This is a genomic window from Mobilicoccus pelagius NBRC 104925, from assembly GCF_000247995.1.
GTDB lineage: Bacteria > Actinomycetota > Actinomycetes > Actinomycetales > Dermatophilaceae > Mobilicoccus > Mobilicoccus pelagius.
Map to the genome: position 1 here is coordinate 52,073 of NZ_BAFE01000094.1, position 14,646 is coordinate 66,718.

A 14,646-nucleotide genomic window follows, 5' to 3' on the forward strand; every position below is an offset into this window, starting at 1 on the left:
GGCGTCGCCGGGTGCGCGTCAACCCAGGCACGTGTCGACGTAGCACCAGCGCCAGGCCTCGCCGTCCTCGAAGGAGCGTATGACGGGGTGGCCGGTCTCCTCGAAGTGGCGGGTCGCGTGGCGGCCGACGGAGGAGTCGCAGCAGCCGACGTACCCGCACGAGAGGCAGAGGCGCAGGTGCACGGGGTCGTCCCCGGACTCCTCGCACTCGAGGCAGGTCTCGCTGAGGGGCCGCGGGTGGCGGCGCTTGGCGCGGCGGAGGTGCTCGCAGCCCCCGCCGCTGCCCTCGGGGGCGACGAGGTCGGCTGCGGCGGACCACCGTTCCATGCGCTCCTCGAGACGCAGGAGCATCGACTCCTCGAGGTCGAGCGTCGAGAGGATCCGGACGAGGACCTCGTTGTCGGCCTCGCCCGCGTCGCGCGCCCGGAGGATCTCCTTGCGTTCGACGTCGATGATCGCGAGTCGGGTGCGCCGGTAGGCCTCGCCGGGCATCTCCTTCTCGTCGAGGCCGCCGCGGAGCTGCTCCCACGCGCTGTTGACGCTGCGCGTGGCGCGACCGCGGAGGTCCTCGAGGGCCTGCTCGGAGATGGCCGTGTCGGGGTCGGACTGGATGCGGTCGAGCTCGACGAGTCCGGCGTCGACGGCGCGGCGGAGGACGGCGCTGCCCTGGAGGGCGTCGGCGCGCGGGTCGGGGCCCTGAGCGCCGAGGCGGCGCGCGACGATCGGCAGCGTCGGCCCCTGGATGAGCAGGGTGCCGGCGACGACGACCATCGCGACGAGTTCGACGACCTCCCGGTGGGGGGTCTCGGGCGGGAGGGTGAACACGGCGGCGAGGGTGACGACGCCACGCATGCCGGCGAAGGAGACGACGCCGAGCTCACCCTTCGTCATCCTCTCGCCGCGCCGGTCGGGCACGTTGAGGAGCCACGCCATCGCGAAGATCCACACGGGCCGCACGAGGACGACGGTGAGGAGCACCGCGACGCAGAGGGCGGTGATCGTGCCGCGGCCGAGATGGGAGGCGCGCAGTGAACCGAGGACGACCGCGAGCTGGAGGCCGGAGAGGAGGAACACGGAGTTCTCGAGGAAGAACTGCACCGTGCTCCAGTTGAGGCGGGTGGCGAGCCGAGCCGTGGCGCTCTGCTGCACCGGCGACTCGTGCGCGATGAGGAGACCGGCGACGACGACGGCGAGCACGCCGGAGCCGTGGACGGCCTCGGCGGGCAGGAACGCGATCCACGGGGTGATGAGGGAGATCGCGGTGCTCGTCACCTGCTCGTCGGTGTGGGCGTGCATCCAGCCGACGAGGCGGGCGACGACGACCCCGACGACGAGGCCGCCGACGATCGACAGCACGAACGCGAGTCCGAGGTCGCGGGCGGTGACGCGCCCGACGATCGCCGCGGTCGTCGTGTGGAGGAGGACGATGGCCGTCGCGTCGTTGACGAGCGATTCGCTCTCGAGGACGGTGACGAGACGCCGCGGCAGCCCGACGCGGCGGCCGACGGCGGTCGCGGCCACGGCGTCGGGCGGGCCGACGACGGCGCCCATCGCGAGGGCCACTGCGGCCGGCACGGGCAGGAGCCACAGTCCGACGGCGCCGACGGCGAGGGTCGTGACGATGACGAGTCCGACGGAGAGGACGAGCACCGCCCGCCACTCGTGCTTGAAGTCGGGGAGGCTCACCTGGATCGCCGCCGCGTAGAGCAGCGGCGGGAGGAGCCCGGTGAGGATGAGGTCGGGGCTGAGCGGCGGGTGCGGCAGGAACGGCAGGAAGCTCGCGACGAGCCCGAGGGCGGTGAGCACGAGTGGCGCCGGGAGCCCGCGGCTCCGGCACCAGGACGCCACCACGATCACCGTGATGACGAAGATCAGCAACCACCCGGCGGACTCCTCCATGGGCGTGAGGGTACGGGTAGGCGTGGCCCGGCACCGGCCCGCTGTCGCGGGGTGGACGGCGGCGCGTGCGACGGGGGTGGGGCGACGCGACACACCGTCCACCCCTCGAATCGGTCGTACCGACAGGCGGACACGACCCGTACGCTGAGCCCATGCGTGTTGCTGTCTTCGGAGCCACCGGCCAGGTCGGAAACGTCATGCGAACCCTGCTCGAGGAGCGGGCCTTCCCCCTCGACGACGTCCGTTTCTTCTCCTCCGCGCGATCGGCGGGCACGACCCTGTCGTTCGGCGGCCGCGAGGTCACGGTGGAGGACACGGCGACGGCCGACTTCGCCGGCATCGACATCGCCCTGTTCTCCAACGGCGGCACGGCGAGCAAGGAGTACGCGCCCAAGGTCGCTGCGGCGGGTGCCGTCGTCGTCGACAACTCGAGCGCGTGGCGCAAGGACCCCGACGTCCCCCTCGTCGTGAGCGAGGTCAACGCGGGCGACCTCGACTCGATCCCCAAGGGAATCGTCGCCAACCCCAACTGCACGACGATGGCCGCGATGCCCGTGCTCAAGCCCCTCCACGACGAGGCCGGGCTCGTGCGTCTCCTCGTGAGCAGCTACCAGGCGGTGTCCGGTTCGGGCGGCGCGGGCCTCGTCGAACTCGACTCCCAGCTGCGCGCCGGGTACGCCGCGGGCGACCCCAAGGATCTCGCGCTCCACGGCGACGCCCTCGCCCTGCCGGCGCCGAACATCTACGCCGTGCCGGTCGCGTTCAACGTCGTCGCGCTCGCCGGGTCGCTCGTCGACGACGGCTCGGGCGAGACCGACGAGGAGCAGAAGCTCCGCAACGAGTCTCGCAAGATCCTCCACGCGCCCCACCTGCGCGTCTCGGGCACGTGTGTCCGGGTGCCGGTGTTCAGCGGGCACAGCCTCGCGATACACGCCGAGTTCGAGCGCGACCTCTCCCCGGAGCGTGCCCTCGAGCTGCTCGGCGCGGCGCCGGGCGTCGTCGTCACCGACGTGCCCAACCCGCTCGAGGCCACGGGCCGCGACGAGGTGTTCGTCGGTCGCGTGCGCGCCGACCAGGCCGCGCCCGAGGGCAAGGGTCTCTCGCTCTTCGTCGTCGGCGACAACCTCCGCAAGGGCGCGGCGCTCAACGCGGTGCAGGTCGCCGAGGAGCTCCTGAAGCGGCGGTGATCCGCCCTACCCTGGGACGATGAGGACGTCGACCCCGCGGCTCGTCGCCACCGATCTCGACGGCACGCTGCTCGATCCGCACGGGCACGTCACGGAGTTCACCCGTGACGTGCTCGCGCGCGTGTGGGAGCGGGGCGTCGAGACCCTCTTCGTCACGGCGCGGCCGCCACGGTGGATCGACGTGCTCGCCGATGCGGTCGGCGGTCACGGGTACGCGATCTGCGCCAACGGCGCGTTCCTCTACGACGTGCACGCGCGCGAGGTGGTCCGCACCGATCTCCTCGACGTCGCCGTCGTCCGTGATCTCGTCGTCGACCTGCGCGCGGCGCTCCCGGGCATCGGGTTCGCGCTCGAGCACGCGGGCGGGATGCACCGCGAGGAGGCCTACGGGACGGTCGATCTCGCGCTCGCCGGGCCGAGCGCGACGTGTGGTCCGCTCGACGGGCCCGAGGTCTGCGGGCTCGACGGCGTGGGCAAGCTCCTCGCCCGTCTCACGACCGACGACCCGTCCGCCGATCTCGGCCCCTCGCCGGAGACCCCCGAGGGGCTCGCGTTCCTCGAGCGGGTGCGTGAGGTCGTCGGTGAGCGGGCCGTCGTCAACTACTCCGGCGCGTGCGGGCTCGCCGAGATCGGCCCCGCGGGCGTGAGCAAGGCGAGCGCCCTCGCCGCCTGGTGCGAGGGGCGCGGCATCGACGCGGCGGAGGTGTGGGCGTTCGGCGACATGCCGAACGACATCCCCATGCTCACGTGGGCCGGACGCTCCTTCGCGGTGGCGGGTGCCCCGCCGGAGGTGCGCGACGCCGCGACCGACATGTGCGGCTCGAACGCGGAGGACGGCGTCGCCCGCGCCCTCCTGCCCCTCCTCGACCCCACCGGGTGACGCGCGGCGCCGAGGAGCGGGGTCGAGGAACGGCCGGGGGCGTGGGAGCGGGGACCGCAACGACGGCCCCGGATGGCTGCCGTCAGGGGCGGCGGCCGACCTCCCCGTAGTTCGCGATGTCGCGGCCGGAGCCGTTGCGGGAGTCACGGTCGAGGTAGAGACGGATCGAGCGGCCGACGGTGCCGAGGATCGGGACCGACCGCGTCGGCCGGGCCTGCGGGGAGGCGCTCGTGAAGCACGCGCCCGCGTCCACGCGGGAGACCGAACCCCAGCCGCGGTTCACGAGGACGCGCTTCGTCACGCGTGGCCGCTCCGTGCGGGGCACCGTGTACTCGACGAGGCGGCCGCCGTCGAGGCCGACGAGGACGTCGGCGCGGGCGCCGCGGACGGTGGTCTCCCGGGTCCACGTGAGCGATCGCACGCTGCGGAACCCGGCCGTGGCCGCGTGCGGACCGGTGCGGACGACGGCGTCACCTGCCGCGTTCGGGCCGAACACGTACCGGTCGAGCCGGTCGCCTCGGAGCGCGAAGAGGAACGGGGCGTCCTCCGTGCCCGGCACGGCGATGTCGCGGACGGCGTTCCAGCCGTGTCCGACGCGGACGGGACGCGCGGCCTTCCACGTCGTCGCGGCGTGGGCCGTGGGCACGCTCGTGTCGTCGGTGCCGACGACGCCACCGACGGGGGTGGCCGTCACCCGCACCGACTCCATGACGCCGTCTGGGCGCACGACGAGGGAGACCATCGACGCGGAGGAGTCCGTTTCGTCGAACCCGACCGGCTCGACGAACCGCGGTGCCGGGGAGATGCGCCACCCCGCGTAGGGGGCCGCCGCGAAGCGACGGTCGGCGTAGACGAGCGAGGTGACGATCCCGTCACGGCCCGTCGTCGTGTACTCGGCGAGGCAGTTGCGCGGCAGCGGTGTGCGGGCGGCGAGTGCCGGAGCGGCCGTCGCCCCGGCCGTGGCGGCCGTGGCACTCGTGGCGACGGAGGTGGTCGTCGGGGCCGCGTCCGCGGGTGCGGCGGTGGCGAGACCGAGACCGAGGCCGAGGGTGAGGGCCACGGCTCCGGCGAGACGGGCGCGGGCGGGTCGGTGAGTGCGGTCGAGCATCGAATCCCCTTGGTCGGCAGCGGCATCCGAGCCGCCGGATGGTTCAGCGTACGTCGGGGTGGTGCCGCAGAGGAGTAGCCGATGAATCTCTCCCCGGGGCCGCCGGCATCTGCCGTCCCCGGCCCGCCCGCGCCCGGGGGACGAAGGTCACGAGCCGGTCTCGTCGAGGCTGCGATCCTGCCCCGGTCGGCGGGGCCCACCGCATCCGCGGGGGAGAACCTGGTTGAATCGGCTCCCGCGGCACTGCACGACGGCACGACCGCAACGCCCCCGGACGGGCCTTCCCCTGGGCCCGCCCCACGATCCGAGGACACCTGCCATGACTCACCCGCTCACCGGTTCGCAGCTCAGCCGACGTCGACTCCTCGGCCTCGGCGGTGGTCTCGCGGCAGCCGCGACGCTCGCCGCCTGCGGCGGCAACACCGGCCGCCCCGACCCGGCCGCGGCCCCGTCAGGCTCCTCCGCCGGCGGTCCGACGCTGCAGCAGTGGTACCACCAGTACGGTGAGGCGGGTACGCAAGAGGCCGTCAAGCGGTACGCCGCGTCCTACCCGGACGCCACCGTCGACGTCACGTGGAAGCCGGGCGACTACGACCAGACTGTCGTCGCGACGCTCGTCACCGACAAGGCTCCCGACGTCTTCGAGTACGCGAACGGCCCGACGATCGACATGATCCGCAGCGGTCAGGTCGCCGACCTCACCGACGTCTTCGGCGACGCGCTCGGCGACTTCAACCCGGCGCTCGTCAAGCGGGTCTCCCACCAGGGCCGCATCTGGGCCGTCCCGCAGGTGATGGACGTGCAGCTCCTCGTCTACCGCACGTCGATGTTCACCGAGGCCGGCGTCGCCCCGCCCACGACGATCGAGGAACTCGTCGAGGCGGCGGGCACCCTCACGAAGGGCAAGGTCAAGGGCCTGTTCCTCGGCAACGACGGCGGCGCCTCCCTCATGGGCGGCCCCATGCTCCGCTCGGCCGGGTTCGACTACCTCGACGACTCCGGCGCGTTCGGATTCGACGACCCTGCCGCGGCCAAGGCGCTCGGCGTGCTCCGCACCCTCTTCACGAGTGGCCACCTCCTCCTCGGTGCCCCCAACGACTGGTTCGCGCCCGACGCGTTCACCCAGGGCCTCACGGCGATGCAGTTCACCGGTCTGTGGAACCTGCCCGACATCGCCAAGGCCGTCGGCGACGACTTCGGGGTGCTCCCGTGGCCGTCGATGTCCGGCGGGTCCCCCAATGTGACGATCGGTGCCTACAGCTCCTGCGTCTCCGCCAAGAGTCAGGACGTCGACGCGGCCAAGCAGTACGTCAAGTGGCTGTGGGTCGACGGTGCCGACAAGCAGGTCGACTTCGCGACGAGCTACGGACTCCACGTCCCCGCACGTCAGAGCATCGCCAAGCAGGCCGAGAAGCTCCGCACGGGTCCGGCGGCCGAGGCCGTCACCCTCGCGCAGCGGCACGGTTTCGCCCAGTCGCACCTGCTGTGGACGCCGAAGAGCACGACGGCGTTCACCGACATGATGTCGCGCATCGTCAAGAACGGTGCCGACCCGGCCAAGGAGATCGCGGGGCTCGAGAAGATCGTCGAGGCCGAACTGGCCCGCGTGAAGAAGTGACCCCCGCATCGGCCCCCGCCCGGTCGGCGCCCCGCCCCGCGGTGCGGCGTCGTCACCGGCGGGGCGACGCGTGGTGGTTCTGGGTGTTCGTCGGCCCGTTCTTCGCCGGGCTCGTGCTCTTCACGTACGTCCCGATCGTGTGGAGCCTCGGGCTGAGCTTCTTCGACGCCTACAACACGGTGACGCCGTCAGAGTTCGTCGGTCTGCGCAACTACGTCGACATGCTCACCGACTCGGCGTTCGTCTCCTCGCTCGGCACGTTCGTCGTGTTCGCCGCGCTCATCGTGCCCACGACGTTCGCGCTCTCCCTCGCGGTGGCGGTGCTCGTCGTGCGCTCGCGGTGGGGGCAGACGTTCTTCCGCTCGGTGTACTTCCTCCCCACCGCGTGCTCCTACGTCGTCGCCTCGCTCGTGTGGAAGATGTCGATATTCTCCGGCGTCCACTTCGGGTTCGCGAACACGGTGCTCGCGTGGTTCGGCGTCGACCCGATCCCGTGGCTGTCGGTGACGACCCCGCCCTGGTACTGGCTCGTCATCGTCACGGCGCGACTGTGGCTGCAGACGGGGTTCTTCATGATCCTGTTCCTCGCGGGCCTCCAACGCATCGACCCCTCGCTCTACGAGGCCGCGGCCATCGACGGGGCGCAGGGGTGGACGGTGTTCCGCCACATCACCCTGCCGCTCCTGCGGCCGACGTCGATCGCGGTGTCGCTGCTGCTCCTCGTCAACGCGTTCCAGGCGTTCGACGAGTTCTACAACATCCTGGGCAGCTTCGGCTCCTACCCGCCGTACGCGCGTCCGCCGCTCGTCTACCTCTACTTCGTCGCGCTCGGCAGCGGGCAGGACTTCGGCCACGGCAGCGCCGGCGCCGTCGTCCTCACCGCCCTCATCGCACTCGTCGCGCTCCTGTTCGGCCGGTTCACGAGGGAGGACGCATGATCGTCGGAGGCCGACGCGGCCGTACGGGCGCCGCGCTCCGGTACGCCGTCCTCGTCGCGGGGGCGCTCGCCATGCTCCTGCCGTTCTACCTGCTCGCCCGCAACGCGTTCATGACGACGGCGCAGATCACGGCGCCCGAATGGCGCTGGCTGCCGCCGGCGCCCACGCTCGACAACCTCACCGGGTTGTTCTCCGACCCGATGGTGCCGTTCGCGCGGGCCCTGCTCAACTCGTTCTTCATCGCCGTGACGCAGACGCTCGGGGTGCTCCTCCTCTCCGGTCTCGCCGGGTACGGGCTCGCCCGCATCCCCTACCGGTGGAGCCGCCTCGTCATGGTCCTCGTCACCGCGACGCTCCTCGTGCCCGCGGCCGTCACGTTCGTGCCGAGCTTCGTCCTCGTCTCCACCCTCGGGTGGGTGTCGACGCTGCGGGGTCTCATCGTGCCAGGGCTCTTCCAGGCCCTCGCGACGTTCCTCTTCCGCCAGTTCTTCCTCGGCTTCCCCCGCGAGCTCGAGGAGGCCGCGGCCATCGACGGGCTCACCCCGTGGGGGACGTTCTGGCGCATCGTCGTGCCGAACTCCCTCGGCATCACCGCCGCCGTCGGCACGATCACGTTCATCGGCACGTGGAACGCGTTCCTGTGGCCCCTCGTCGTCGCCCAGGACCAGAACGCGTGGACGGTGCAGATCGCCCTCTCGACGATGCTCACCGCGCAGAGCGTCGACCTCGGCCACCTCTTCATGGCAGGGCTCGTCTCGGTCGTGCCGCTGCTCGTCGTCTTCGTCCTGCTCCAACGGTGGATCGTCGAGGGCGTCGAACGCTCCGGCATCGCGGGCGGCTGACCGGCCACCCCAAGAGGCCGACCGTACGGATCGGGCCGACGCCACGCACCTCGTGCGGACGTCGGCCCGATCGGCGTCAGATGACGCGCAGGCGCCGCGTCTCGGGCATGGCGCGCATCGCCTCGACGACGTCGTGCGGGATGTCGCTGCTCACATCTGTGACGACGTAGCCGTAGTCGCCCCGCGTGGCGAGGAGCTGCCCGTCGATGTTGATGTCGTTCTCGGCGAGGATCGCGTTGACCGTCGCCATGACGCCCGGCGTGTTCGCGTGCATGTGCGCGAGCCGCACCCCGCCCGGGGTGTGGGAGAGGGTGAGGGTGGGTGCGTTGACGCTGAGGGTGGTCGTGCCGAGCGTCGTGTAGTCGCGCAGCTTGCCCGCGACGAACCGGCCGATGTCCTCCTGCGCCTCCTCGGTGGACCCGCCGACGTGCGGGGTGAGGACGACGTTCGGGATCCCCTGCAGCGGCGAGGAGAACGCGTCGCCGCGGCTCCTCGGCTCGTTCGGGAACACGTCGACCGCCGCACCGGCGATGTGGCCGGAGAGGAGGTTCTCCCGCAGCGCGTCGTAGTCGACGACGAACCCGCGGGAAAGGTTGAGGAACAGCGACCGCGGCCGCATCCGCGCGAACTGCTCCGCGCCGAAGAACCCGGCGTTGCTCTGTGCGCCGTCGACGTGGAGGGTGATGCACTCCGCGATGTCGAGGAGCTCCTCGAGGGAGCCGCAGCGCGTCGCGTTGCCGAGGGCGAGCTTGTCGTCTCGGTCATAGAAGTAGACGTCCATGCCGAGCATCTCCGCGACGACCGACAGCTGACTGCCGATGTTGCCGTACCCGACGATGCCGAGCTTGCGGCCGCGGATCTCGTGGCTGCCCTTCGCCTGCTTGTCCCACACGCCCTCGTGGAGGTTGCGGTCCTTCTCGGTGAGGCGCCGCGCGAGGAGGATGATCTCGGCGAGGACGAGCTCGACGACGGACCGCGTGTTGGAGAACGGCGCGTTGAACACCGGCACGGCGAGCGACGCCGCGGCGGCGAGGTCGATCTGATTCGTGCCGATGCAGAACGCGCCGACCGCGAGGAGCTGTGGGTTCGCCGCGAGCACCTCCCGCGTCACGTGGGTCGTCGACCGGATGCCGAGGACGTCGACGCCGGCGAGGGCCTCGACGAGTTCGGCCTCGTCGAGGGCGCCCATGCGGGTCTCGATCTCGAAGCCGGCCTCCTCCAGGGTGGTGACCGCGACGGAATGGATGTTCTCGAGAAGCAAGGCCTTCACACGGACGATCGTGCCACCCCCACGCCTCGTGATGGTCGCGGTGTCCACGTGGCGTACACCGCGATCCGCGTCACCGGCCGTGTCGTCGACCGCGTCACCGGCATGCCGACCGTGCCGTCGAGGGCCGTTCCGACGGCCGGAACGGCCCCGCCTCCACAGCCCGATGAGTGTCCCCGTCCACGAACGGCCCGGCCTCACTATGGTGGTGTCATCCGACCAGGAGGCCACGATGTCCCACACCTTCCCGCCCGCCGACGACTCCCGGGGTGACGACTCGCCCCGGTACGGCGCCACCGGGCATCCCGCCCCCGGGCCGTACGACCACGCCGCCCCCGGCTACGGCACGCCGTACGGGCAGGGGCCGCAGGACACCCGGCCCTCCGGTGCCCCGTACCCGGGTGGTGCCCCCTGTCCCACCGGTGTCCCGGGCGGCCCCGTCGAGCCCTCCGAGCGGTCGATGGCGATGCTCGCGCATCTGTCGATGATCGTCGGGCTCCTCCTCAGCGCCGGGTGGCTCACCTTCGTGGGTCCGCTCGTGCTGTGGCTGGTCTACAAGGACCGGAGCCCGTTCGTGCGGCAGGCGTCGGCGGGGGCCTTCAACTTCTCCCTCGCCGTGTCGGTCGCGTCGATCCTCGTGTGGCTCCTCGTCATCACGTTCTTCGGGATCCCGATCGCGCTCGTCCTCGGTCTCGTCGTGGGCGTCGCCTCGATCGTCATGCCGATCCTCGGCGCGATGCGGGCCGACAAGGGGCAGCCGTACCGCTACCCCCTGCAGATCCCCGTCCTGCACTGACGAGTTCCCCACTCGCACAACGCATTCCGATTCACGCCGACGAGGCGCAGGATCGCCCTCCACGGCCCTCACCCGATCCGGGTGGGGGCCGTGGTCACGTTGCGACCTCCCGCACCCTCCCGTAGCGTGAGAGTCGACGTCGACGCTACGTGAGTGTCGGGGAAGGGATGGGGGACGTCGGATGTCGCGCGACGAGAGGACGACCGGTCGGCTGCGCGAGGAGCACCATGCGCAGACGCATCCGCGGTCCGAGTCGCCGGGGGCGGGGGTCACGCTCCGCGAGACGTTCGACCCACGGCGCAACAGCCTCACGATGATGCGGCTCGCGCTCGCGGCCCTCGTCGCCGTCTCCCACGCCCTCGCCGTCGCGTTCGGGTGGCAGCCGCAGTTCCACGACGACCCGGCCCTCGGCCCGACCTACCTCGGCGACCTCGCCGTCGACGGATTCTTCGTCGTGAGCGGGTTCCTCGTCACGATGAGCTACCTTCGCCTGCCGGGCGTCGGCCGATACCTGTGGCACCGAGTCGTACGGATCATGCCGGCGTTCTGGGCCTGTCTCGTCGTCACGGCCCTCGTCGTCGCGCCGCTCCTCGCGTGGCTCGAGGGCGACGACCCGCGCGCGGTGTTCCCCGAGTCGTTGCGGTACGTCACGGGCAACGCGTTCCTGCTCGTCCGTGACTACGGCGTCGCCGGCCTGCCGTCGGGGACGTTCACCCCCCGCGTCGTGAACGGCGCATTGTGGACGCTCTTCTACGAGTTCCTCTGCTACGTCGGCGTGGTCGTCCTCGGGCTGGTCGGCGCCCTCACGCGGCGGCGGCATCTCGTCCTCGTCGGGATCGGCGTCCTGTGGGCGGCGGCCCTCGCGACGACGCTCGGCGTCGCCGAGGTCCCCGCCTGGCAGATGCGTCGCCTCGCGCTCATGTTCCTCCTCGGCGTCGCCGGGTACGTCTACGCCGGTCGGCTCCGCATCGACGGGCGTCTCGCCGTCCTCTCGTTCGTCGTGCTCGGCCCCGCCCTCGTGCAGCTCCCCGACTACCGGGTCCTCGCCTCACCCGCGTTCGCCTACCTCGTCCTGTGGGGCATGGTGCGGCTCCCGTTCACGTGGAACCCCCGCACCGATCTCTCCTACGGCCTCTACATCTGGCACTGGCCGATCGTCACGCTCCTCGCCGTCGCCGGCGTGGGTCGCGTCGGTGAGGTGGGGTTCGTGCTCCTCACCCTGCTCCTCTCCGGTCTCGTCGCCGCCGTGTCGTGGCGGTTCGTCGAGTCCCCCGCGCTCGCGCACAAGTCGATGCCGGCACCGTGGGCACGGTCCCGCCGACCCGGCTCGACAGTCGCGGCCGACCGCGTCGCGTCCTAGTTCTGGTTGAGCCGGGCGCTCGGGGTCACCGACGCGCTGCGGATCCCCAGGCTCTCGGCGAGGGCGGCCTCGCGTCGGCACAGGCGTCGGATCGCCCGCAGGCGTTCGACCGCATCGCCCGCCTCGAGGACGGCCTGCTGCTCGGGCAGGGGGAGTCCGAGGCCGTCGAGGATCGACGCCGCGAGGAGGGACGGATCCTCCGGCAGTCCCGCGACACGCCCGCCGACGACGTCGAGGAGATCCTGGAATCCCTCCCGGGCGGCCCACGCGAGATCGTCGGGTGCCGTGTCCTGCTCCCCGTCCGCCCACGTCACGTCGGCGACGAGGTAGGGCGCCCGCTCCTCGTGGACGGACTCGATGCGGAACCGGCGCTCCGCCACCGCCTCGAGGAGGAGATGCCCCTCGTGTCGCACGAGGGCCGTCATTCGTGCCGCACACCCCACCTCGTAGAGGTCCGGCATCCCGGCCCCCACCTCCCGGCCGCGCCGGATCGCGACGACACCGAAGACGGGGTCGTCGCTGCGCTCGAGGTGCGCGGTCAGCGCGAGATGGCGCGGCTCGAACACCCGCAGCGGCAACCGCACCCCCGGCAGGAGCACCGATCCGAGCGGGAAGAGGGGCAGGGACTCCATGTCGTCGACGCTACCGTCCACCGTTCCGGTCCGTCGCACCCCGGCACGACCCGGCGGCGTCGCGCCCTGAGAACGGAATCGCCGCCCCCATCCCGGCCGGGCCGGGGCGACGACCTGCAGGGACGGGCTCCGTGACCGAATCGACTCCGTTCTCGTGGCGTATCCGCGTACGGGACTCGGGGTCTCGGGGGCCTCGGGTCCCGGGCGCGTCGCATCCCGGTGACCTCGACGGTCGTGCGGAACGACGCGTGTTCGGTGATCGCGGCGGTGTGCCGTACGGTGGGGGGACGTCCGTTTCCGAGCGCCTGATCCATGAGCGCCTCCGCCCGACGGACATCGACGACCTTCACGTCGTCGTCACGCTGCAGCCATCGTCGGCGCGCGTGTCTGGGCCCCCACCGATGAAGGACGTTCTTGACCACCTCTGCTTTCGCGCGCCTCGGCGTGCCCGCCGCCCTCGTCTCCGTGCTGGAAGACGCCGGCATCACCGACCCCACCCCGATCCAGACGGCGACGCTGCCCGACTCCCTCGCCGGGCGCGACGTCCTCGGCCGTGGCCGTACCGGCTCCGGCAAGACGTATGCGTTCTGCCTCCCGCTCGTCGCGCGTCTCGCCGAGTCGAAGACGCCTCGTCGTCCCGGCCGTCCGCGGGCGCTCATCCTCGTGCCGACCCGCGAACTCGCCCGCCAGGTCGAGGCCTCCCTCGCGCCGCTCGCCAAGGCGATGGGTCTGCGCACCCTCCTCGTCTTCGGTGGCGTCGGCCAGAACCCGCAGGTCCAGGGCCTCCAGAAGGGCGTCGACGTGCTCGTCGCCTGCCCGGGACGCCTCGAGGACCTCATCGGTCAGGGCCACTGCCGCCTCGACGCGATCGAGATCGCGATCCTCGACGAGGCCGACCACATGGCCGACCTCGGGTTCCTCCCCGGCGTCAAGCGCATCCTCGCCGCGACGCCGAAGGACGGGCAGCGCCTCCTCTTCTCCGCGACGCTCGACGCGGGCGTCGGCGTCATCGCCGACCGGTTCCTCCACGACCCCGTCACGCACCACGCCGACTCGGCGCAGTCGCCGGTGTCGAAGATGGACCACCACGTCCTCCACATCAACGCCGCGGACCGCCTCGACGTCGTCGCCGGACTCACCGGCGGGGACTCCCGCACGGTCGTGTTCACGCGCACGAAGTACGGCGCGAAGAAGCTCGCCAAGCAGCTCAACCAGGCGGGCGTCTCCTCCGTCGAACTCCACGGCAACCTCGGGCAGAACGCCCGCGTGCGCAACCTCGACGCCTTCCACAACGGTGACGTGACGACGCTCGTCGCCACCGACATCGCCGCCCGCGGCATCCACGTCGACGACGTCGAACTCGTCGTCCACGCCGACCCGCCGGTCGAGCATAAGGCGTACCTCCACCGCTCCGGTCGCACCGCGCGGGCGGGCGCCGCGGGCACCGTCGTCACGCTCATGACCGACGAGCAGGTCAAGGACGTCCGCCTCCTCACGAAGGCCGCGGGCATCAACCCGACGACGACCCGCGTCACCGCCGCGCACCCCCTCCTCGCCGAACTCGCCCCCCAGGGCGGCGCCGCGACGGGTGAGGTGCGCGCGCCGATCGTGCCGCCGGCCGCGCCCGAGCGTCAGGGGCGTTCCGGCGGTCGGGGCCGCGGCGAGGGACGTTCCCGCCGTGGCGAGTCCGGCCGTGGTGACTCCGGTGGCCAGGGCCGTCGTCGTGGCGGGTCCGGTGGCGACGCACGTCGCTCCGCCGAGCAGGGCGAGCAGCGCGCCGCCGGTGGGGGTCGTGGACGACGTGGCGGCTACGGCCGTGGTGGCGCCTCGTCCTCCTCGTCGACCCAGTCGTCGCGCTCGGCCGGTCAGTCCTCCGGTCGCGGCCAGGGATCGTCGCAGGGGGCTCCGCGCCGCGAGGGCGGCGGGCCCGGTGGTGCGGCCGCCTTCTCCTCGCGCTCCTCGGCCGGCCGTCGCCGCTGACGTGCTCCTCCACGAGGCCCGGTTCCCGTTCGTCGGGGGCCGGGCCTCGTCGTGCCCGCCCTGTGATTCCCGTGATTCCGGCGGACCGGCGACCCGCCGCCGCGCCGTCGACGAACCGCTGGTGCTCGACCGGCGCAGG

The 14,646-nt window shown here is 72.1% G+C and carries 12 protein-coding genes; 8 read left to right on the forward strand and 4 right to left on the reverse strand.

From position 1 onward, the window contains the following. Positions 1-18: 18 nt before the first annotated feature. The gene (locus tag MOPEL_RS14625) at positions 19-1,899 is read right to left on the reverse strand and encodes a Na+/H+ antiporter (protein WP_040634911.1); all 1,881 of its coding nucleotides are present in this window, start codon (positions 1,897-1,899) and stop codon (positions 19-21) included. Positions 1,900-2,051: 152 nt separating this feature from the next. Between MOPEL_RS14625 and MOPEL_RS14630 the strand changes: the two genes are divergently transcribed. Beyond that, a complete protein-coding gene (locus MOPEL_RS14630) occupies positions 2,052-3,086 on the forward strand; it encodes an aspartate-semialdehyde dehydrogenase (protein ID WP_040634912.1) in 1,035 nt (344 codons plus the stop codon). A gap of 19 nt (positions 3,087-3,105) precedes the next feature. Beyond that, positions 3,106-3,966 carry an HAD family hydrolase gene (locus MOPEL_RS14635; RefSeq protein ID WP_009483661.1) on the forward strand — a complete coding sequence of 287 codons (861 nt, stop codon included), beginning with the start codon at positions 3,106-3,108 and terminating at the stop codon, positions 3,964-3,966. 82 nt (positions 3,967-4,048) lie between these two features. Here the strand turns inward: MOPEL_RS14635 and MOPEL_RS14640 are convergent, their stop codons facing one another. Then, positions 4,049-5,074, reverse strand: a complete 1,026-nt coding sequence (locus MOPEL_RS14640) for a hypothetical protein (RefSeq protein WP_009483662.1) — start codon at positions 5,072-5,074, stop codon at positions 4,049-4,051. Between the two features lie 319 nt (positions 5,075-5,393). On the opposite strand from MOPEL_RS14640, the gene MOPEL_RS14645 reads away from it, so the two are divergent. The 3 genes from MOPEL_RS14645 to MOPEL_RS14655 are packed head-to-tail and all read left to right on the forward strand — an operon-like array spanning position 5,394 to position 8,472. Continuing rightward, positions 5,394-6,692, forward strand: coding sequence for an ABC transporter substrate-binding protein (locus MOPEL_RS14645; RefSeq protein WP_009483663.1), 1,299 nt, complete (start codon positions 5,394-5,396; stop codon positions 6,690-6,692). Then, positions 6,689-7,630 carry a carbohydrate ABC transporter permease gene (locus tag MOPEL_RS14650; RefSeq protein WP_174270603.1) on the forward strand — a complete coding sequence of 314 codons (942 nt, stop codon included), beginning with the start codon at positions 6,689-6,691 and terminating at the stop codon, positions 7,628-7,630. Before MOPEL_RS14645 ends, MOPEL_RS14650 begins: the two co-directional genes overlap by 4 nt. Next, on the forward strand, positions 7,627-8,472 hold the full coding sequence (locus MOPEL_RS14655; protein WP_009483665.1) for a carbohydrate ABC transporter permease: 846 nt from the start codon (positions 7,627-7,629) through the stop codon (positions 8,470-8,472). The genes MOPEL_RS14650 and MOPEL_RS14655 overlap by 4 nt, the downstream gene beginning before the upstream one ends. 76 nt (positions 8,473-8,548) lie before the next feature. Here MOPEL_RS14655 and serA read toward each other — a convergent pair whose 3' ends face one another. After that, entirely contained in the window at positions 8,549-9,742 is a 1,194-nt protein-coding gene (gene serA / locus MOPEL_RS14660) for a phosphoglycerate dehydrogenase (protein WP_009483666.1), read from the reverse strand. A gap of 229 nt (positions 9,743-9,971) precedes the next feature. Between serA and MOPEL_RS18635 the strand changes: the two genes are divergently transcribed. Together MOPEL_RS18635 and MOPEL_RS14670 are read left to right on the forward strand one after the other, a co-directional pair. Next, positions 9,972-10,535, forward strand: a complete 564-nt coding sequence (locus tag MOPEL_RS18635) for a DUF4870 domain-containing protein (RefSeq protein ID WP_009483667.1) — start codon at positions 9,972-9,974, stop codon at positions 10,533-10,535. A gap of 181 nt (positions 10,536-10,716) precedes the next feature. Next, positions 10,717-11,895, forward strand: coding sequence for an acyltransferase family protein (locus MOPEL_RS14670; RefSeq protein ID WP_009483668.1), 1,179 nt, complete (start codon positions 10,717-10,719; stop codon positions 11,893-11,895). Here the strand turns inward: MOPEL_RS14670 and MOPEL_RS14675 are convergent. Next, complete coding sequence (locus tag MOPEL_RS14675) at positions 11,892-12,527, reverse strand: LON peptidase substrate-binding domain-containing protein (RefSeq protein ID WP_051992343.1); 636 nt, start codon at positions 12,525-12,527, stop codon at positions 11,892-11,894. The two genes, MOPEL_RS14670 and MOPEL_RS14675, sit on opposite strands and share 4 nt — an antisense overlap. A 414-nt stretch (positions 12,528-12,941) precedes the next feature. On the opposite strand from MOPEL_RS14675, the gene MOPEL_RS14680 reads away from it, so the two are divergent. After that, positions 12,942-14,507 (forward strand): DEAD/DEAH box helicase, encoded by a 1,566-nt coding sequence (locus MOPEL_RS14680; RefSeq protein ID WP_009483670.1) that lies wholly within the window; start codon positions 12,942-12,944, stop codon positions 14,505-14,507. Positions 14,508-14,646: the final 139 nt, after the last annotated feature.

Coding starts and splice junctions, on each gene's coding strand:
- MOPEL_RS14625 (WP_040634911.1), bottom strand. CDS start 1,899: ATGGAGGAGTCCGCCGGGTGGTTGCTGATCTTCGTCATCACGGTGATC.
- MOPEL_RS14630 (WP_040634912.1), top strand. CDS start 2,052: ATGCGTGTTGCTGTCTTCGGAGCCACCGGCCAGGTCGGAAACGTCATG.
- MOPEL_RS14635 (WP_009483661.1), top strand. CDS start 3,106: ATGAGGACGTCGACCCCGCGGCTCGTCGCCACCGATCTCGACGGCACG.
- MOPEL_RS14640 (WP_009483662.1), bottom strand. CDS start 5,074: ATGCTCGACCGCACTCACCGACCCGCCCGCGCCCGTCTCGCCGGAGCC.
- MOPEL_RS14645 (WP_009483663.1), top strand. CDS start 5,394: ATGACTCACCCGCTCACCGGTTCGCAGCTCAGCCGACGTCGACTCCTC.
- MOPEL_RS14655 (WP_009483665.1), top strand. CDS start 7,627: ATGATCGTCGGAGGCCGACGCGGCCGTACGGGCGCCGCGCTCCGGTAC.
- MOPEL_RS18635 (WP_009483667.1), top strand. CDS start 9,972: ATGTCCCACACCTTCCCGCCCGCCGACGACTCCCGGGGTGACGACTCG.
- MOPEL_RS14670 (WP_009483668.1), top strand. CDS start 10,717: ATGTCGCGCGACGAGAGGACGACCGGTCGGCTGCGCGAGGAGCACCAT.
- MOPEL_RS14675 (WP_051992343.1), bottom strand. CDS start 12,527: ATGGAGTCCCTGCCCCTCTTCCCGCTCGGATCGGTGCTCCTGCCGGGG.